Genomic DNA, 19,432 nt, shown 5'->3' on the forward strand with positions numbered 1-19,432 from the left:
GAAAAAAAGTTTCAATTTAAATCAAAAAGTTTTAAGAATTTCTAAATTATTATTACTTATTTTTACATAATTATTAATAAGAACGAGTTTCAAGCAATTTAATCAAGATTCCTAACTACAAAACGAAAAATGATAATTTATAAATAAAAGAATCATATTTTATTAATTATGGATACTTATACTGAGAACTTCCAGTTGAAAAACGAACAGAAAACTAGGAAGGACCTCATAGATCCTGCACTGGAAAAAGTAGGCTGGCTCAGTAAGTACATCAAGGAAGAAGTCAATTCAGTAAAGTCAGACTTCAAAAACAAGGATTTTATTCTTTTTAAAGGTGAACCTGAACATGGTGTTGACAGGTTCATTGATTACCTCCTGCTGGATGAAGATAACTCGGTTCTGGCCATAATCGAGGCCAAAAGATTTTCCAAAAATCCGGAAAAGGGAAGGATTCAAGCTAGAACATACTCCAAGGACATAGAAGGTCAGATAGGTATTAAAGTTCCATTTTTTTTAACCAACGGTGCCAAATGGTTTTTCATTGACGAAGAGGGGATTGAAAGAAAGGTCAGCGGACCATTTTCCCAGGAAGACCTTAAAAGAAGAAGGGAAATCCACAAAAAAAGTAGAGATCCCGCAGTGGTTAAGGTAAACCACCGCATTGTCGACAGACCCCGCAGTATTAAGATAGTTCGAGAACTATCAGAACACTTCTCAAAAGGCCACAGAACAGCCCTGGTGCACATGGCCACAGGAACTGGAAAAACAAGGGTTGCCATGGCGATCATCGACCTTTTGAGGAATGCCAACGTTGTCAGAAACGTGCTCTTCATTGCAGACAGAATTGCACTTGTGGAACAAACAAAAACCTCAGGTTTCGAACAGTTCTTCACAGAACCAATCGCAGATTTGAGGGAAGGATTCAAAAACACAGCAAGGCTCTACGTATCCACAGTCCAAACCCTCATGGGCGGAAAACATGAAAAAATGTATGAAAAGTTCAGCCCTGCATTTTTCGACCTCATAGTTTTTGATGAAGCACACCGCTCAATCTACGATAAAAACAACCACATCCAACAGTACTTCGACGCTATCATGATAGGTTTAACAGCCACACCCCGAGAAAGGGAAAGCCAGAGCACATTCGAACTTTTCGGTTGCAGAGAAGGTAAACCCACAGTAGAATATTCCTACGAAGATGCAATTCGAGACGGGGTGCTGGTGCCATACCGTGCAGAGGCCCTGCAAACCAAAGTACTGGAACTTGGAATCTACGGGGGCGAGCTAAATAAAAGACTTAAAACCCAGCTTCGAAGGCAGGAAGAGGATCCAGACACATTTGAGGTTACAGGTTCGGACTTTGACAGGATTTTCATGGACGACAAGACCAATGAACTCATAATAAGAGAGTTCATGGACAGATGTTACAAATCAAACGAGGGAAAACCTGCAAAAACAATATTCTTCTGTGCAAGTCAAAGGCACGCACGCCAGGTTAAAAAAGTCTTTGGAGAACTCTTCCCAAAACTTTCAGCAGATGTGCAGGCCATAACCTCCGACATGTACAGGGCAGAAGACGAGGTCAAACGATTCAAAATCAGTTCAGAACCCAGAATAGCCATATCAGTTGGAATGCTTGACACAGGCGTGGACATACCAGAAGTCTGCAACTTGGTATTTGTAAAGCCAGTTTTTTCAAATGTTAGATTCTGGCAGATGCTGGGCAGAGGTACAAGAAACTTCAAATCCTGCAAACATCCAGAATGGCTTCCAAATGGAGATAAAAAAGACTTTTTAATATTTGATTTCACAATTGGAGGCTACTCCAACTTGAGAATTCACCTGGAATCTGAGGGTGTACCTGAAAAAGAGCCCCAAAAAAGTGTTATGGTCAAGATATTTGAAAACAGGGCGAATTTACTGGATAAATCCCTTACAGAGAGTCAAAAAAACATAATATCCAATAAAATAATGGGAAGCATTAATTCTCTCGATGAAGGTTCATTTATTGTCAGAGAAAAGCTCCCCATAATTGAACAGGTCAAATCCAATTCATCCTACCTTGAAAATTATGTTAACGAACTTAAAGACGAAATATCCTCCCTCATGATCCTGGAACCCGGTTCAAATTCAACTGTTTCATCTTTCATCCTGAAAACAGAGAACCTGTTTGGATTCATACTGGCAAGAAATCATGAGGAGATAGGTAAACTCAGGAGCTACGTCAGCTACATGCTCAGAAACATCCTAACCAAAGACAACCTCAACGATATAAAGATGAAGAGGGACGAGATATTAAGGGCAATGCAGAACCAGTTCTGGGAAGATCTGGCCTTTGAAGATGTTGAATTCCTTGTCAGGGAGCTGGCACCCCTCATGAAGTACTTCGAACCTGAACGCAAGGAAATAATTCAAAGCGATGCTCCAGATTTTATCATGAGCCGTGAGCAGTTTGTTAAAGAAGTTGAAGAGGATCCCAAAATCAAGGAGTTTCTTGAGGGCAACAACATAATCTGGAAGATAAAAGAGGGACAGGGCATAACATCTCCAGAGCTTCTGGAACTTGAAAGGGAACTCAACATCCGTAAACCCGGACTCACAATTGACAACGTGCAGAAGCATCAGAACAAGGACTTCATCATATTTTTAAGGGAGATAATCGGGTTGAGCAGGACAGAAGACCCGAAGGCGCTCATAGAGAAACGATTCAGCCAGTTTATAATAGAGAAGAGTCAGTACAGCTCCAGGCAGATAGATTTCCTCCTGCTTTTGAGGAGGATGTTTGCAGATAGGAAGCATATTGAACTGGGAGATCTGGCGGAGCCACCACTTTCAGATGAGCATCCATTGGATATCTTTGAGATTGGGGAATTGGAGAGGATTGTGGATTGCTGTAACAGGATTAAGATGTGTTGAAAGTTAAATTATCAAGTTAAATTTAAAAAATATTACACATAATTATTTAAATCAATTTATTACTTCTAAATATAGAATTAAAGGTGAAAAACATGCCTTCAGAAACATCAACCTGTATTGAAAAAGGAAACGAAAAATTAGAACAAAACGAACCTGCTGAAGCAATAAACTATTTTGATGAAGCTTTGAAATTAGAACCAGATAACGCAGACGCATATTTCTTTAAAGGTTCAGCACTAATAGAGCTTGAAGAAGATGAAAATGCTTTAAACTGTTTTAATAAAGTTTTGGAATTGGATCCAAATTATAATGCTGCTTACTACAATAAAAGTCTTGTCTTGTTTTATTTAGAGGATTATGAAAAAGCTGAAAGATGCATAGATAAATTTTTAGAACTGGAACCTGAAAATATTGATGCTTTAAACCTGAAAGGTATAATTCTAACTAATTCTGGTAAAAAAAATATGGCCCTTGGTTACTTCGATGATGCATTGAAAATAGACCCTAATTATTTTTATGCTTTAAAAAATAGAGGAAAAACTTTATTTGAGCTTGGTAAACACAAAGAAGCCATAACTTCTCTGAAAATTGCTTTAAATATTGTGCCTGATGATGAGGAAGTATTAATCTATATAGGTTTCTCATTAATTTCGTTAGGCAAGTCTTCTGAAGGACTAGCGTTTTATGATAAAGTTTTAAGTTTAAACAATCGGCATTCTGGGGTTATGTATCTCAAAGCATGTTTATTTGTAGATATGGATAAAGAAAAAGAAGCAATGAACTGTCTGAATAATGCTCTTAAATTTGAACCCGAATACACTGATGCATTAATATTGAAGGCTGAAATTTACAGAGATATGGAAAAACCTGAAAAGGCTTTAAAATGTTATGAAAAAGCGTCCCAAATAGATCCAGAGAATCCAGATCCATGGGTAGGGATGGGAAACGTTTTTAAAGACATGGGAAAAAAGAAGGAAGCTGTTAAATCGTATGAAAAATTTGTTGAAATTATAAGAAAAAATAAGATTTCTGATAAATATCTTGAAGCCCGCAGAGTCATGGAATACATTAACTGGGTCAAAAAAGGAGAACCAATAACTTTTTCACCTAAACAGAAACCTCAATACTGGCAGTGGTCCACAAAATCGGAGTACTTCTTAGGGGAAAATGGTGGGGAAAGAGATGTTTTAGAACCACAAAGTTCACATGATCCTGGAGTTTACTGGACATGCCACAAGGACACCCTTGCTGGAGATTTAATATTACTTTACAGGGCTGGAAAAGCTAATGGGGTTCAATATATGGACATAAAATATCTTATAATGGCTAGAAGTGATGCTTATCCATTAGATGATATTAACGTTGCTGTTGAGGAGGGTTGGGATTATGGATGCGACTATATCCCACTTTTCAAATTTGAAAATTCCTTGAAGCTTAATGAAATGAGAGAAGATCCATATTTAGAAGGTTGGAATGCTTTAGGTGTTCTTTTCCATAAAAAAGCTTACCTTACAAAAGAAAAGTACTGGAAACGTTTGATGGATTTACTCACTAAAAAGAACCCTGAATTTACTGAATTTATGAAAACATTTGACAGAAAAAAAGTAATTGCTCAAATAACAACTGAAAAAGAACTTGAGGATAATCTCGAAAAGAATATCCGCGTTTTGAAGAAGTTTGGTCATGATCTGGAAGTCGTAAGCAGACAAAAAAGATGCATAGGTGATGAAGGGCGGATCGACTTATTATGCAAATCTAATAATGCTGATGAATACGTTGTAATCGAGCTTAAAATCAACAAAGCCAACAGAGATGTATTTGGTCAGATATCTGGATATCTTGGATGGGTCATGGAGCACAAGTCAAACGGTGAACCAGTTAAGGGGATTGTCATAAGCCGAGGTTACGATAAGAAGTTCCAATCTGCAATGAAAACCAATCCTAATGTTGAGCATATTGAGTTGGTGGATGTTGTTTCAGAGCTCGGGATGACGCTTAAATGATTCCTTTTTTTATTTTATTTTCTTAAAAGTTCATGTTTTAATAAAATGGTCAACATTGGTTGACATAAAACTTTAAATATCTCTTTTAACTTCTTATGAGTATGGAATTCAAATCAGTATCTTCAAAACTTTCAAGGGATGAAGTGACGCAGCTTCGCGCATACTGTGAGAGAAAGGGTAAAACTACATCCTCTTTTATCCGAGAAATTATTTTAAGAGAACTTGAAATTCCAATGCCAAGTTCTGTTGCTGGGAAAAATCGTATAGACTACGATAGAGAAATTGACAGATTTATATGGGCTGTTGATCTAGACAGTGAAGAAGATTTCACAGTTCTAGAAAATGTCTCTGTGGATTTTCTTGAGGATTTGAAGGATGTTATTTCTCGTGCACTTGATGAACGTGCTGCTTTAATTGGAAAGAAAAATGAAAATTCTGTTGCAGTCCCCAGCAGGTTTTTAAGGAGGGAATAATGATTAAAGAAGAAAATTTGCCTGAGAATTATGAGTTAGTAAAATTAGGAGATGTCCTATCCTCAATTACTAATGGAACTACCTCCACTCAAAATGAAGAAGATAATGGTTATAGAGTAACAAGGATAGAAACGATAGCTAATGGTGAAATTGACCTTAAAAGGACTAATTTTGTTGAATTAAACAAAGAAAAGTATGATAAATTTAAATTAAATGAAGGAGATATTTTATTCTCTCATATTAATAGTACTAAACATATTGGTAAAACCGCAATTTACCATTCTGAAATGGGTACATTAATTCATGGAATGAATCTATTGAGGTTAGTACCAAAAAAAGAAATTATTTCACCAAAATTTTTGCTTTATTTATTAAAAAATAAAAAGACTAGGGCTTTTTATCAAACTAGATGTAAAAGAGCGGTTAATCAATCCAGTTTGGATCAAAAGACCATTAAAAAATTTGAATTTATTCTTCCACCCCTCAAAACCCAACAAAAAATAGTTGAAATCCTTGAAAAAGCTGAAAAGCTCAAGGAATGGCGGGCTGAAACTGATGTGTTGACCAATGAATATTTGAAAAGTCTTTTCCTGGAGATGTTTGGACATACTGGGATAAATCCTAAAAAATGGCCTTTAATGAAAGCTACGGATATATGTTCAAAGGAAAAAAATGCAATTAAAGCAGGTCCATTTGGTTCTTCTTTAAAGAAAGAATTCTATGTTGAAAAAGGATATAAAATTTATGGGCAAGAACAAGTTATTAAAGATGATTTAAGCTATGGGAATTATTATATTCCGGAAGAAATTTATAAAAAACTTCAAAATTGTAAAATAAAAGAGGGAGATATTTTAATAAGCTTAGTAGGTAGTTATGGTAAAATTAGTATTGTGCCAAAAGAATTCGAGCCCGGAATTATTAATCCTCGATTGATGAAAATCAGTTTAAATCAAAAAATAGTTTCGCCTTTATTTTTTAGGTTTTTACTTAATTCTGATGGTATTAAAAAGAAAATAGAACATGTATCCCATGGTGGTACTATGAATATAATTAATGTCAAAATTATAAAACAATTAGATTTCCCTATTCCCCCAATACAACTCCAAAACCAGTTCGCAGAAATAGTCCAAAATGTAGAACAATTAAAAGAGGAACAGAAACAATCCAAAGCCCAAATAGACAACCTATTTAACGCACTCATGCAGAAAGCTTTCAAAGGAGAACTCACATGTTAGATTCAGATTTAAAGTCAAAGATAAACCAGTTATGGGACAAGTTCTGGAGCGGAGGGATATCAAACCCACTCCAGGCAATAGAGCAGATGTCCTACCTATTATTCATGAAACAGCTCGAAGACGAGGACAACTCCCGGGAGCAGAACTCCAGATTAAACAAAAAAGATTTCAAATCTCTATTTGAAGGTTGTCCAGACTGTAAGTGGTCTGTGTGGACCAACTACCCATCTGAAAAGATCCTGGACCATGTCAGGGACAAGGTCTTTCCATTCATGAGAAACCTGGGCGGTGATGATTCACTCTACGCCAAGTATATGAAAGATTCAGTTTTTGCAATTCCCACCCCGTCCCTTTTAGTTGAGGCCGTGAAGATCATAAACGGCATGCACATCAAAGAACAGAACAGGGACACCAAAGGAGACCTCTACGAGTACCTGCTCTCAGAGCTCACAACCTCCGGAAAAAACGGCCAGTTTCGAACACCCCGCCACATCATCAAGATGATGGTGGAACTTGTAGACCCAAAAATAGGCGACATCATCTGTGACCCTGCCTGCGGAACAGCAGGATTTCTTATAAACGCTTACAATTACATTTTAAGAGAAAACACTTCAGAAGATTTCATAAAACAGGATGATGAAGGCAACGAGTACAACTTCAAAGGAGACAAACTGGACGATGAGGACTGGAAACTCCTCAAGGATAAAACACTCCATGGCTACGACTTCGACCGTACCATGACCCGGATATCCCTCATGAACCTCATGATGCACGGAATCATAGAACCCAACATAGAACAGCTGAACACACTTTCCACCCGCTATGAGGAAGATAAAAGCTACGATGTTGTCTTAGCCAACCCACCATTCAAAGGAAGCATAGATAAAGCTGAGATAAATGAAAACTTCACCATCAAAACCACCAAGACAGAAATTTTATTTCTGGAACTCATGTACAACATCTTAGTCAGCGGGGGAAGATGTGCAGTAATCGTGCCCCAGGGAGTGCTTTTTGGAAACAGCAAAGCACATAAGGGCATAAGAAAAAAACTTTTAGAAGACTGCAGACTGGACGCTGTGATCTCAATGCCTTCAGGCGTTTTCAAACCCTACGCTGGAGTTTCAACAGGAATACTGGTCTTCACTAAGGGAGAACCTACCAAAAAAGTATGGTTCTATGATATGGAAGCAGACGGCTACAGCCTTGATGATAAAAGAAATTTCATTGATGGTAAAGGGGACATACCAGACATCGTCGAGAAGTTCAAAAACAGGGAAAATGAAGATCTACAGGACAGGAAGGCCAAATGTTTCTTCGTACCATTTGAAGAAATAAAAGAGAATGATTACGGTCTCAGCATCTCTAACTACAAGGAGATCGAGTATGAGGAAGTTGAGTACGAAGCTCCGGAAGTGATTAAAGGAAAAATCTTGGAATTAGAAGAAAAAATAGTTCAGGGATTAAAAGAATTGGATATTTAAGAAGTCAATTATATCTTATAATATCCATTTTTACTTCAATTTTTCTTTCATAATTTTTTAAATAACTATTTGAAGCTCTTTTTTAAATTAAGGAAATATTTTTGTAACTATCTGAATACAAAAATTTTTATTCCCACATTATGCACATTATGCACAAAAACATTAGTGTAAAAAAGCTCAAAAGTGGTAAAAAAAGTTGTAACTTTAGTTGCAGTAAATTGGTAGCAAAGTAACAAAGTAACAAAGTAACAAAGTCATTAGCGGAAGATTTATAAATATTAAAATTTTATAAGATACTATGAAATATTTGGAAGAGTAATGTTTTGTTAAGAACATAGTTTTTGATAAGCAAGATAGTTTTGTGAAATTCTTTCTTCTGCATCAGCTGAAGAAGATTTATAGAAATAAAACGCATGCTTTCAGCAAATATGCTTCTCATGTTCAGTGATGCTTTTTCCAAGGATAAAATGGAGACTTTCAATGTTTAAAATTAAGAATAAGTCTAAACCTCAAAATCCCAGAATTATCCAAAATAAAGACTGGGTGATCTTTTGAAATACATCTTCTTAGATGAATCAGGAGACTTAGGGTTTGGTAGAAGTAATTACTTTGTTATAGCTGCGTTATGCACCAAAAATCCAAAACCAATTTACAATTGCATAAACAGAATAAAAAAATCAACGACCAAGAAATATCATAAAACCCATGAATTACATTTCTCTGAATCCGAACACAAACTAAGAAGGAGAGTTTTAGAGTGTTTGAACAGTAAGGATATGCAGATATCTTATTTACTGTTAAATAAAACTAGTTTCATGAAAAATTCTCATCTAATCTCGAAATTAGGAACTTTTAAAGATTCTCTTTTCATGTTCTTAATTTCAGAAACACTTAAAGAATTTGAGATTAGGGGTAATCCTAACATTTTAATCGATAAATATCTCTCTAAAAATGAAATAGATAAGTTTAACCAAGAATTTAGTGAAATAATCCTTCGTAAGGGGCATGATGTTTATATTAAAAGGGATATTGAAACAGAACATGTGTCCTCATGGGAAAATAAAGGTATTCAAGCAGCAGATTTTATTGCGGGAGCTGTTCATGTCAGGTTTAGGGACAATAATCCCAATTTATACAAAATAATATCTCCTAAAGTAAAATATAAAATAATTTTATGAAAATAAAAGCGAAAAAGTGAACCCCACCGTACTCGTCCCACTCCACATACGTGGACATCATCCTTTCTGGGGGACTTACTCACTTGATTATTATTATTACAAATTTTATATATAAAGTTTACTACCTTTTTTTTACTTCTTTATTGCCGCTAAAATCAATAAAAAATAGGTTTTTATTGGGCAGCCGATGAGAAACCACCGCAGGAGGATTAATTCCTACTGCTTTGTTTAGTTATTTTATGTATAAAGATCATAATCAGTATTATATAAATATGTGATTTATTACAATTTTTTCTTATAAGAAAGGTGGTATTGTGAATAAGAAAAAGTTGTAAGATTGTGAATTTGAGAAACTGACGAGAGAAGCTTTGGATAAATACGAAAAGGGGAAGTTTAAGAAAATGAGCCCTCAGAAATTCCTTAAAAAACTGGCTAAATTGTAGTTAAGGAAAAACTTCACTTCATTGACTATTTTTTACATGGTTTTATTTGATATCCACTTTGAAAATTTTTTTACTAAAATTTCAGTAAGTTTCAGTACTGTAAATCATCTTAATCATGATATTAAATTGTATATTATAAAAAAGCAAGATAATTAATTTTTATTGGGTAATAAATCAAATTTTAATTTTTATTTTTCAAAAAAACCCATTATTAACCGAAAAATTTAAATAAAAAGAGAGATAAATAATGTATCATATAATCCAAAACATGAGAATGAGTTTTATGTAATTAAAAGGGTTTAGGGAAACATACACAAGAAAATTAAAGTCAGCACTGGTTGGTACGACTTTACCTTGCTTTAGGTGAAGTATAACTATTATACTATATAATAATTTCCTTAACCCATTCACATGAAACATCATACGCACTAACCAGGTCTAATAATAAACGAGGTTAATTCATGACAAAAAAGAAAAGCAGTATACATGTTGTTTCTAATGAAGCTATAGGAAAATGGCAAGTCGAAAAAGAAGGCGCTAAAAGAGCCTCAAGAAATTGTGATACAAAAGCTGAAGCAGTAGCTGCTGCAAAAGCACAGGGTAAAAAAGAGAAAGTTGAAGTGTTAACCCATAACAAAGACGGTAAAATCAGAGACAGGGTAAGCTATGGGGATGATAACTCTCCTCCAAAAGATAAAAATTAACGCTTATCTTTGTTTTCTTGTGCATTTTTTGCCCCGTAAATTAGAATAGATAAATCAAAGGGAAAACAAGTTTTAAGACAGAGATTTGATGATTATTTCTTAAGCAACTTGAAAAAGGATTTTATAAACAAAAAAGTTGAATTTATCATAGTTTCTCACATTCATGGTCAGGACTTCAATTTGAGGATATGCTTGCATGGTCCTAATTCCAAAAATTCGAACATAAAAACAGTTCTTACGATATGTTATCGTTTGATTGCAATTTCTTTAAGTTAAACAAAGAATAAGAGTCCAGCACCTGGAAGTACTAAAGGCGTGCACCTCAAGGTACACTGACTTTTAGGTTTTACCTGTAATAATGAATTAGTAACTTAGTATATAATTTTTTTTTGTCAAAGAAGTAAGTATTAGGTGAACCCATTCCTACTTGTCCCACCCCGTGTCCACGGGCCTCATTCTTTCGAAAGGACTTACTCACTGTTGTTCAATTTTCTGAAGTTTCAAATATATAAAGTTAGTTTACCTCCAAATTTTATGAGTCAGCCAAAAATTGGGGATAATAAAAAGGAATAAATTTAGGAAAGAGCTCAAAAAAATAAGCATTATCTATCATTGGATTGCAAATTTCTTTAAATAAATAAAAAATAAGAGTTTGCACCTGGAAGTACTAAAACCGTACACAGAGTACACGGACTCCCAGGTTTACTCAATATTGAGATTTGCTTTTGTTTTAGGTTTAATTTAACATCCATTATCTTATATCAGCAGAGATAATACGAGGGGAAACATAACGTGTAATACTATATCTGCGGAGAAATGGCCTATCATTGCAGATTCTAATCCTTTCTTCCAGTAAAGCCATCCGAATATTATTCCACCAACTCCGTTGAGTAAAACGGCTCTAACAATTATTAGGGGTGTAATGGAAGTTAGGGTGCCGGTTATGGGTAGATGTCCCAGACCGAATATAACGGCCGTGATAATAATGGCCAACCAGATACCGATATCAGTTGGTTTTCCATCTGCTGTTTTTTTAATTTTGAAAATTATCCATACGACTAAGGTCATCAAGAATAATCTAAGTAATATCTCTTCTCCTATTCCCCCATAAAAAGATGCTAAAAATCCTTTCCAAATCGGTACAGATATTTCTGCATTCTGGAAAATACTGGATACTGGTGTAAAAAGGAAACTTAATAAAATAATTAGTATACCTGATAGAATTCCCAGACCGATGGAAATACCTAATATTGATTTCAGATAATTTCTTATTTTTTTACCTTCTAACCAACCTTCCAATATGGGTAAATTGAATCCGACACGTTTATATAAGGATAAACCGATGAAGATGGCTATTGAAAATATTACCAATGTCTGTATTAATTGTGCAATTAGTACGAAAGGTGTGAAAATTTCTGTTAAACCCGGACTAATAGCTAAAGTATATGGTAAAACCATTAAAGTTGTAATAAGACTTGCAATAAGAAGAACAACAAATAATTTCCAGTTGATATTAATTTTCATTATAACTCACCTCTTTTGAAGAATATATCAAAATATTTTTTTCATTCATCATCAAGGATTTTTCATTCATCATCCTGGAAGATATCTTCTATCTGTACTTTAAAAAATCTGGCTATTTTAAAGGCCAGACCTAACGAAGGGTCATATTTAAGCTTTTCAATAGCAATGATAGTTTGTCTAGTTACTTTGAGCTCTTTTGCTAATTCCTCTTGAGTTAGGTCATGCATTGCTCGATATACTTTTAATTTATTTTTCATAATTTTTTGTCCCTATAAATATCTCATTTTGTAGTATGTACGTGATATGATGGATAATGTAACGCCAAAAAGTGCTGTTATTAATAAAACGTAACCTGTAACTAAAAATTGGGGATAAACATTTCTCAGGGAGACTATAATCAATCCTACATAAATTATCGTCCCAATAAACGCCCCAAGAGCTATTGTAGAAGATTTTTCATTGATCAATTGGGTTCTTTCATCTTCTACAATTTCATCGTTATTTTGAAACATTTCTGTGATATCATTTCTATGGATGTAGACTACAGGTAGAATTGCTATCGCAGTTATTAAGGCTAGTACAACTAATGTAACATTTGCCAATACTAATCCTGCAACCCACAAAACAGTTTGAATTGCCGATGCTATGATTAATATATTTTTTAAATTTTTTAGATTCATAAACTTCACCTCTTGTATAGTATACTTTACATAATGTTATATATAATTTACTATATGTAATGGTTTATTTACTTATGCTGCAATGGAATTAGAAATGGATTTCTAGAAGCGTAAACTAATCTATGGTACTTTTTAAGTTTTAATTATCAAATTCATTTATTATCAGGAATTATTACCTAAATAAGAATCAAAATGAAAGTTTGATCTTCAATTGAAATTCTCTTTCAATCTCCTCAGAAATGATTAAACGACAAAGTTTTATAGGTAGAGGGATATGATTAGAAACAAACATGTTTATTGCTTAGAGTAAATTCCTGAAACAATGATTGTAGATAAAAGAAGTGATATCTCTCCAATTCATGATAATTAATCGTATTTTAAATTTTTATGTAACTTATATTAGTGCAGGACCAATCCATATTTACATTAGAGGCAGAAAAATGGTAAAGTTAGAAGAAAAACAAAGAAAGGTTAAAGAAAAGTTCCAGGAAATAGCTGACGAGATTAAGGATCAGACCATTTATACAGTGAGTCTTTCACCAAACAGCAAGAGATTCTTTCTGGATTATGTGGATAAAGATTCAAAATATCATAAGTCCTTTGATGATTACCTGGACATGGTAGCTGGAAAGATTGCAGAAGAGTTGAAGGTTTGTGAGGAAGTCACATTGAAAGATGTAACTGATAAATTAAATGATTTAGAAGACTCTGACTTTTTGAAGCCTACAGAGGACAGGGTTTTCATTGAAATTCCACTGGCAGATGATTTAGAAGAGATTAAAGAAAGAGTTAAAAAGATATTAAGTCCTTAATAACTTTAATAAATATACTAATCAAATTAAAGATTTAATAATTCATTTGTATACTTTCGTCACGAAAAACTTAAAAATTAAAACTCAAAATCTATTTAATATCTGGGGATTGTTTAAATGCAGGAATGTGTCATGATATTCATAGATGGGGCAAACCTCTTCCATGGATGTAACAACTACAAAAAAGGCTACAAATTAGACCTATTAAAACTAAGGGATGAGCTAACAGCAGGCAGAAAACTTGTGGATGTGCACCACTATGGAGCCATCCCCGCGAAAAGTTCTGAAAGGTTTGCAGGCCAGAAACGATTTCTGGACATGCTCCGCTACAACGGCTTCAAAGTTTCTGCAATTCCCCTTAAAACCCACCGTGTGACTGTGAAATGTGAGTACTGTGGAATGGAAAACCAGACAACTGAACAGGTTGAAAAGGGTGTTGATATTGCACTTGCCACTGATCTTATATCCTTTGCAATGGACAACCAGTACGATACAGCTATCATTGTTTCAGGTGACTACGATTACTTCAGGGCAATTGAAGAGGTTCAAAGACGAGGTAAACGGGTTGAAATAGCTTATTTCTTAAATGAGGGAATAAGTGAGGAATTCATACAATTTGCTGATAAATTTGTATCTTTAAATTCAATTGCAGATAAGATCAGTAAAGAATAATTGCAGATATAGATCAGTAAAAAATGGGTTTTTGTTGGAGCAATCAGCAATCTTCATTCTCTTTTAAGATCATACGGGCAACCATAAAGTTAGGATTAAGTATATATCTTGATCAACAACAACTAATATTATAAGATACAATAAAGTAACATAACTTTTTGAATTGGAAGTCATTTCATCATTTGTGTAATCATAAACGTTTTAAATATCCTCTAAAAACTTAGTTAAAAATAGAAAATAGATAAAATATGCTTTTTTAAAAGAAAATTTTAAAAAAAAGGGGTGTGTGTTGTGAATAGAGATGAAATGTTCTTGAGACATATTTTGGATCAGATATCTTTTTTAAGGGAACAGTTCCTGGGTGTAGGGCCTGAAAATTTAATGGAGGACCCTCTACTTCAGAAAACCTGCTTGAGAAGCTTTGAAGTTATGGGCGAGTCCATTAACAGTGTTTCAGAAGATTTTAAAGATAATCATTCTGATATTGATTGGAACAAGATCATGGGATTGATGGAGAAATATATTAACATTGATAACGGGGTTCAATGGGATCTCATGTGGAACTTTATAAAAACAGGACTTCCTGAAGTTGAACAAGAGATAGAAAAGGATTTAAATAAGTAATCATCGAAGATATTTTTTTAATGAATTAATTTATTTTTATTTTTAAAAGGCCAAAGTTAAACACTCTCATCCTGCTTGGATATGCAGAACCTGCAGAGTGCATTGGGATTTTTTTTCTGAACCTCTTTGACAGGGCATAGGTAATTTCCATCATCGTACCTGACTTTGAAACCACCGGGAAATGGTGTTCCAACAGGGTGTATGGACTCTTCACGGATGAAGGTGGTGTAAACAGAGATTATCCTTGCGATTTTGAGAAAGCAAAGCTCCATATTAACCTTAGCATCATCTCTCTGCTTTTTTAGGGCATTTAGAAACTCTTTTAGTTTGTTAACATCCACATTTCCTTTGTAATGTTTTTTATCATCTTTAATATCCTTTATCCTCGTGAAAAATGCTTTTGTGGATATTTTAAGGAGTTCATCACGATATCTGGCAGGTACGTACCTTGCATCGGCCCTTAAAAAAGTATCTGCCATCATGATATCTATAATATGGATGCAGTATGCTTCTTTTTTTAAAACCGACAGAAGTTCATTTTTACTGAGGTTCCCGTTTAGATCAAGTTCTTCGATTTTATCTGCCATTTTCATCCCACTTAACCTATTTTTAGGAATATTAAACGCCTTCTTCCTGCTCTGCAATACAAAATTTACAGAGAGCATTTGGGCTTTCCTTCTGTTTATCCTTGACTGGGCATAGGTAAGTTTCACCATTCTTTTTAACTTTTAAACCCCCCGGGAACTGTGATCCAACGATATGAATTGGTTCTTCCAGTACAAAAGTCGAATATATGGATGTTAAATAGAGTATCTTTTTTGAACCCGGGCTTGAATCCCTTTCAGACTCTTCAAACATTTTTTGCAGATGTTCCACGGTACCTCTTAATTTTTCCATATCCACGTATGAGTTGTAAGGAGTTTCATCAGTTTTTAAACCTTTTAAATATTTTGAAAAAGATTTAATATAAAATCTTATGTAATCCTCATGGTAACTCTTCTGAACGTATCTTCCTTCCTTAAGCATGTTGGTGTAAATTTCCATTAAGTCCCTTATTGAAATGTCGTCAGCATCATTTTTAAGTATCTCAACAAGCTCTTCTTTTTTTAAAACTGACTGAAGTTCATCTGCACTGATTTTTTCACCCAGATCAAGTTCTTCGATTTTATCTGCCATTTTTAATCCCGCTTAACCTTATCTACAATCTATTGGCAAATGTTGTTCCATTTGAATTTTAGTGCCCAAGTTTATGCCATTATATGATATGGAATTATTAAATGTTTTTCTTCATTAAACGCCCTCTTCCTGCTTGGCAATACAGAAACCGCACACTGCACCAGGATTATCCTTCTGTTTGTCTTTTACAGGACAGAGATACTCACCATCCTGGAACTTGACCTCAAAACCTCCTGGAAATGGTGTTCCCACAACATGGATAGGTTCCTCAAGTATGAAACTTGTGTAAAGGGACATGGTAACGTACAGTTTAGAAAAACAGGGGTCAAAATTTCCTTCAATTTCAAGCTGAGCTCTCTGATCCCCTAGAAGATTCAAAGCCTTTTTAAACTCTTCTAAATCCACATAACCTCCATGCTGAGATTTATCATTTTTTAAATCTGTTATGCGCAGAATAAATCCTTCCACATAAGCTTTTCTATATCCTTCCCTGTAACTGGCCTGCACATACTTAGCATCTTCTTTTAAAAAGGCAGAGGCCCTCATAATATCAGTTATATGGATGTTTGAGACTTCTTCTTTTAAAACAACCAGCAGATCTGTCTTTTTAATCTCCTGGGAAAGATCGAATAATTTCTCGATTTCTAACATTTTAATCATCAATTTTTCAGTGAATTTTTAATAATCAGTTACTTTTATACCTGTTCATTATGGCTTCAGCAGTTTTAGGTCCTATACCATCTATTTTAACAAGCTCTTCCTTTGTAACAGATTTTAAATCAGCTCCAAAAGCATTTACAAGTGCCCTGGCTCTTTTACGGCCTAAACGTTTGATACTTACAACCATTGGAACTATGTCGTCTTTTACTCCATAGTACAGCCTTGCAGATAAAACATCGAGTGAGTTTAAGCCTGAATAAACACCCAGAACTTCACAGATCCGTTTGAAGAACTTCACAAGCAGTGATGCCTCATATGAAGACCTTCTTGTTGAAGCCGCGTAGACGTTGAAGGCGTTTTCAATTTCGTATTCATTCCTCTCATTCATCCATTCTATAAGGGTTGCTGCAGTGGCCTCGCTGTTTCCAATGTCCACTATAAATACTCCTTCTTTGTTCAACCGTTCCCTTACAGGCTCTTTACTTTTACGGCCTTTGAAGGATATCATTGGCATGTCAGGGGTTTTGCTTATTTCATATATGAGCTTGTGGATGTCTATTTCTCCATCCATTTTTGCAAATTCCCTCAGTCTAACTGCGGTTTTAACTGCGTAGTTGCTTTTGGCTATTAACATCCCAAATTCGGTTGTTTTAATTCCTTCTGGGGTTGTTTGGAGTATTCCATTTTGTATCAGGAATTCCAGAGCCTGGTTTATTTCGTACTCCATAGAATCTGCAGAAAATGCGGATAAATACTCGTTGTTGCTCATCTGGAACCCGTAAAATGTGCTACCAAAGAACTCAAGTATATCCTGAGGATTTCTTGCAAGTGTGGAGGCTATCTGAGTTATTATCTGTTTGTAAACAGCATCCTTGTTTTCGATAAGCTTTGAATGGGTTGTTTCTATTTCTCCATATACATAATGGTCTTTAAGGTTGTAGGCTTCATCAACGCTCTTTGCAATTAGATAGGAGTACCCTTCTGTGTCATATCCTGGACGGCCTGCCCTTCCTGACATCTGCTCGTAGTCGAAGACTGGGATTGGCTGGGGGCCCTGGCTTGTCCAGCGAGTGTAATCCCTTATAACAACGTTTTTAGAGGGTAAGTTCACACCGTACATCAAACTGGGGGTGGCTGTTATCATATAAAGGTTTCCTTCCCTAAATTCTTCCTCAATTATTTCCTTCTGCTTGTCGAAGAGGCCTGCGTGGTGGAATGCAATTCCACTTTCAACGCATTCTGCAAGTTTCAGGCACACTGCAGTTGGTAATGAACCCCTCTTTTTAGGCACATCCAGTATCTTTTCTGCAACTTCCCTGAAGGCCTTTTTTTTGTCAGCTGGAATTTTCCGTTTTATCTTACCAGCTATGTAATTTGCAAGGGACTCTGTGAACCTTCTTGTTGACACGAAGACCAGTATCTGGGATGATTCCTTGATGGAGGTATTTAAAACGCGTAAAATAACATCGTTTTTGTTTTTGGTCTCCATCTCCTCGGTTGTGAGCACATCCTTGTAAAGGGGTACCGGACGGTAATCATGCTCAACAACATGTGCATCCAACCATGAGGATAGCTCAGGCATGTTCTGCAGAGTTGCTGAAAGTGCTATGATTCTCATGCCAGGATTCAATATCCTTGAACGGGTTATTGCACATTCTATGGTTGGGCCTCTTGAGTACTCACCAATCATATGAAATTCGTCCACAATAAGGAGGTCTATCTCACGTAAGGTGTTCCATGAAAAACGTGTGATGGCATCAAAGGACTCAAAGACCATAACGGCCAGGTCAGATGATGAAGGATGTTTTCCAACGTTGATATCAAATTTTTCAAACTTTTTAAATTCCTTAACTTTTTCGTTTTGGATGGATATGAGTGGAACAGCATATACGACTTTGCCGCCGTTTAATATGGTGTTTAAAGCTGCCATAACTCCCAGCAGTGTTTTTCCACTGGCAGTTGGTATTGCTATTATGTAGTTGGTGGTGTCCTCAACGAATCCAGAGTCAACAACTGCCTTCTGGGCAGGGTTCAGCTCCTTTATTTGGGGATAACATTCTTTAATTATGTCCTTAATCTCGCTCTTTAAAGTGTCCATTTTGATCAGGCCCTGTTAAAAGATCTTTGATATTAAAATCATGATTTATTAAAAACTAAACTTCAAATTTTAAATTGTAATATTTAATTAATAGTATGATTGTCTAGGGATAAAGACATTAAAATATATATGGTTTTCAATGAATCCTAAAAATTGAATACTAACTGAATAAGGAAATTACAGGGTTATAGGATCAAATTTGAGGTTAAATACTCTAAATGTTAGTATCACTTATTAAATGAGCAAAGTCCAGCATCATTTGTTGAATAAAAGGTTAGCACAGCATAGTAAATAAATAAAAGGTTAGCAACGTTTATTAAATAAGTAAAAAGGTTTATTAGTCTTAGATAGTCAAAATAAGAAACCTAAAAATTTTGAAGAAGAATTTTAAAATTCTAAATTACTTCTCTTTGCCATTACAAAACTGAAACCGAGTAAAGAGCTCAGAATAAATATTTTTAATATTTCTCCTACCTTTGACATTCCTATTTCAAAGGGAGGTATAGCTAACTGCTGAATTTTTAGTAGATTGGAACTTCCAAGTCCCATTAGGGGATTATGCATAACTTCTTCAGAGCAAAATTCAATTCTGTTGTTTCTGCATGTTGTATTTGAATTTTTTGCAGCTACAGCAGCCCCAAATGTTGCCGTTAATAATATGAAGATAAGGACGGCCAAACAAGCTTTTTTATTCAATTTTTCACCTTCTAAAAAAAATTGTTATAAACATTTTTTTTATTTAATAGCTATCTG

The 19,432-nt window shown here is 35.0% G+C and carries 18 protein-coding genes; 10 read left to right on the top strand and 8 right to left on the bottom strand.

From position 1 onward, the window contains the following. Positions 1 to 195: 195 nt before the first annotated feature. The 7 genes from MSWAN_RS03495 to MSWAN_RS03525 all read left to right on the top strand — a co-directional run bounded on the left by MSWAN_RS03495 (position 196) and on the right by MSWAN_RS03525 (position 10,433). Entirely contained in the window at positions 196 to 2,916 is a 2,721-nt protein-coding gene (locus MSWAN_RS03495; protein ID WP_227716987.1) for a DEAD/DEAH box helicase family protein, read from the top strand. 92 nt (positions 2,917 to 3,008) lie between these two features. Next, positions 3,009 to 4,919 (top strand): PDDEXK nuclease domain-containing protein, encoded by a 1,911-nt coding sequence (locus tag MSWAN_RS03500; RefSeq protein ID WP_013825235.1) that lies wholly within the window; start codon positions 3,009 to 3,011, stop codon positions 4,917 to 4,919. A 101-nt stretch (positions 4,920 to 5,020) separates the two neighbouring features. After that, on the top strand, positions 5,021 to 5,392 hold the full coding sequence (locus tag MSWAN_RS03505) for a hypothetical protein (protein ID WP_161597482.1): 372 nt from the start codon (positions 5,021 to 5,023) through the stop codon (positions 5,390 to 5,392). Beyond that, positions 5,392 to 6,627 carry a restriction endonuclease subunit S gene (locus tag MSWAN_RS03510; RefSeq protein ID WP_013825237.1) on the top strand — a complete coding sequence of 412 codons (1,236 nt, stop codon included), beginning with the start codon at positions 5,392 to 5,394 and terminating at the stop codon, positions 6,625 to 6,627. The genes MSWAN_RS03505 and MSWAN_RS03510 overlap by 1 nt, the downstream gene beginning before the upstream one ends. Then, positions 6,621 to 8,108: a type I restriction-modification system subunit M gene (locus MSWAN_RS03515; protein ID WP_013825238.1), complete on the top strand. Its 1,488-nt coding sequence runs from the start codon at positions 6,621 to 6,623 to the stop codon at positions 8,106 to 8,108. Before MSWAN_RS03510 ends, MSWAN_RS03515 begins: the two co-directional genes overlap by 7 nt. 551 nt (positions 8,109 to 8,659) lie before the next feature. Further along, positions 8,660 to 9,286 carry a DUF3800 domain-containing protein gene (locus tag MSWAN_RS03520; RefSeq protein WP_013825239.1) on the top strand — a complete coding sequence of 209 codons (627 nt, stop codon included), beginning with the start codon at positions 8,660 to 8,662 and terminating at the stop codon, positions 9,284 to 9,286. A 904-nt stretch (positions 9,287 to 10,190) separates the two neighbouring features. Beyond that, positions 10,191 to 10,433, top strand: coding sequence for a DUF2188 domain-containing protein (locus MSWAN_RS03525; RefSeq protein ID WP_013825240.1), 243 nt, complete (start codon positions 10,191 to 10,193; stop codon positions 10,431 to 10,433). A gap of 756 nt (positions 10,434 to 11,189) precedes the next feature. On the opposite strand, the gene MSWAN_RS03530 is transcribed toward MSWAN_RS03525, so the two are convergent. From MSWAN_RS03530 to MSWAN_RS03540, 3 genes are all read right to left on the bottom strand, one after another. Then, on the bottom strand, positions 11,190 to 11,957 hold the full coding sequence (locus MSWAN_RS03530; protein WP_013825241.1) for a CPBP family intramembrane glutamic endopeptidase: 768 nt from the start codon (positions 11,955 to 11,957) through the stop codon (positions 11,190 to 11,192). 62 nt (positions 11,958 to 12,019) lie between these two features. Next, positions 12,020 to 12,214 (bottom strand): helix-turn-helix transcriptional regulator, encoded by a 195-nt coding sequence (locus tag MSWAN_RS03535; protein WP_013825242.1) that lies wholly within the window; start codon positions 12,212 to 12,214, stop codon positions 12,020 to 12,022. A 12-nt stretch (positions 12,215 to 12,226) separates the two neighbouring features. After that, positions 12,227 to 12,637, bottom strand: coding sequence for a DUF2178 domain-containing protein (locus tag MSWAN_RS03540; protein ID WP_013825243.1), 411 nt, complete (start codon positions 12,635 to 12,637; stop codon positions 12,227 to 12,229). A 440-nt stretch (positions 12,638 to 13,077) separates the two neighbouring features. On the opposite strand from MSWAN_RS03540, the gene MSWAN_RS03545 reads away from it, so the two are divergent. The 3 genes from MSWAN_RS03545 to MSWAN_RS03555 all read left to right on the top strand — a co-directional run bounded on the left by MSWAN_RS03545 (position 13,078) and on the right by MSWAN_RS03555 (position 14,745). Beyond that, on the top strand, positions 13,078 to 13,449 hold the full coding sequence (locus MSWAN_RS03545) for a hypothetical protein (protein WP_013825244.1): 372 nt from the start codon (positions 13,078 to 13,080) through the stop codon (positions 13,447 to 13,449). A gap of 117 nt (positions 13,450 to 13,566) precedes the next feature. Next, entirely contained in the window at positions 13,567 to 14,121 is a 555-nt protein-coding gene (locus tag MSWAN_RS03550; protein ID WP_013825245.1) for a LabA-like NYN domain-containing protein, read from the top strand. Positions 14,122 to 14,412: 291 nt separating this feature from the next. After that, positions 14,413 to 14,745: a HepT-like ribonuclease domain-containing protein gene (locus MSWAN_RS03555; RefSeq protein WP_013825246.1), complete on the top strand. Its 333-nt coding sequence runs from the start codon at positions 14,413 to 14,415 to the stop codon at positions 14,743 to 14,745. A gap of 56 nt (positions 14,746 to 14,801) precedes the next feature. On the opposite strand, the gene MSWAN_RS03560 is transcribed toward MSWAN_RS03555, so the two are convergent. The 5 genes from MSWAN_RS03560 to MSWAN_RS03580 form a co-directional block, all read right to left on the bottom strand. Beyond that, the gene (locus MSWAN_RS03560; protein WP_048187868.1) at positions 14,802 to 15,332 is read right to left on the bottom strand and encodes a DUF2115 domain-containing protein; all 531 of its coding nucleotides are present in this window, start codon (positions 15,330 to 15,332) and stop codon (positions 14,802 to 14,804) included. Between the two features lie 31 nt (positions 15,333 to 15,363). Continuing rightward, complete coding sequence (locus tag MSWAN_RS03565) at positions 15,364 to 15,921, bottom strand: DUF2115 family protein (protein ID WP_013825248.1); 558 nt, start codon at positions 15,919 to 15,921, stop codon at positions 15,364 to 15,366. Between the two features lie 114 nt (positions 15,922 to 16,035). Then, positions 16,036 to 16,572, bottom strand: coding sequence for a DUF2115 domain-containing protein (locus MSWAN_RS03570; RefSeq protein ID WP_013825249.1), 537 nt, complete (start codon positions 16,570 to 16,572; stop codon positions 16,036 to 16,038). A 34-nt stretch (positions 16,573 to 16,606) separates the two neighbouring features. Further along, positions 16,607 to 18,688: a DEAD/DEAH box helicase gene (locus MSWAN_RS03575; RefSeq protein WP_173361660.1), complete on the bottom strand. Its 2,082-nt coding sequence runs from the start codon at positions 18,686 to 18,688 to the stop codon at positions 16,607 to 16,609. A 378-nt stretch (positions 18,689 to 19,066) separates the two neighbouring features. Further along, the gene (locus MSWAN_RS03580) at positions 19,067 to 19,375 is read right to left on the bottom strand and encodes a hypothetical protein (RefSeq protein ID WP_013825251.1); all 309 of its coding nucleotides are present in this window, start codon (positions 19,373 to 19,375) and stop codon (positions 19,067 to 19,069) included. Positions 19,376 to 19,432 lie beyond the last annotated feature (57 nt).

This window comes from Methanobacterium paludis, from assembly GCF_000214725.1.
GTDB classification, from domain to species: Archaea; Methanobacteriota; Methanobacteria; order Methanobacteriales; family Methanobacteriaceae; genus Methanobacterium_C; species Methanobacterium_C paludis.

Coding starts and splice junctions, on each gene's coding strand:
- MSWAN_RS03500 (WP_013825235.1), top strand. CDS start 3,009: ATGCCTTCAGAAACATCAACCTGTATTGAAAAAGGAAACGAAAAATTA.
- MSWAN_RS03505 (WP_161597482.1), top strand. CDS start 5,021: ATGGAATTCAAATCAGTATCTTCAAAACTTTCAAGGGATGAAGTGACG.
- MSWAN_RS03510 (WP_013825237.1), top strand. CDS start 5,392: ATGATTAAAGAAGAAAATTTGCCTGAGAATTATGAGTTAGTAAAATTA.
- MSWAN_RS03515 (WP_013825238.1), top strand. CDS start 6,621: ATGTTAGATTCAGATTTAAAGTCAAAGATAAACCAGTTATGGGACAAG.
- MSWAN_RS03525 (WP_013825240.1), top strand. CDS start 10,191: ATGACAAAAAAGAAAAGCAGTATACATGTTGTTTCTAATGAAGCTATA.
- MSWAN_RS03530 (WP_013825241.1), bottom strand. CDS start 11,957: ATGAAAATTAATATCAACTGGAAATTATTTGTTGTTCTTCTTATTGCA.
- MSWAN_RS03535 (WP_013825242.1), bottom strand. CDS start 12,214: ATGAAAAATAAATTAAAAGTATATCGAGCAATGCATGACCTAACTCAA.
- MSWAN_RS03540 (WP_013825243.1), bottom strand. CDS start 12,637: ATGAATCTAAAAAATTTAAAAAATATATTAATCATAGCATCGGCAATT.
- MSWAN_RS03545 (WP_013825244.1), top strand. CDS start 13,078: ATGGTAAAGTTAGAAGAAAAACAAAGAAAGGTTAAAGAAAAGTTCCAG.
- MSWAN_RS03550 (WP_013825245.1), top strand. CDS start 13,567: ATGCAGGAATGTGTCATGATATTCATAGATGGGGCAAACCTCTTCCAT.
- MSWAN_RS03560 (WP_048187868.1), bottom strand. CDS start 15,332: ATGGCAGATAAAATCGAAGAACTTGATCTAAACGGGAACCTCAGTAAA.
- MSWAN_RS03565 (WP_013825248.1), bottom strand. CDS start 15,921: ATGGCAGATAAAATCGAAGAACTTGATCTGGGTGAAAAAATCAGTGCA.
- MSWAN_RS03570 (WP_013825249.1), bottom strand. CDS start 16,572: ATGTTAGAAATCGAGAAATTATTCGATCTTTCCCAGGAGATTAAAAAG.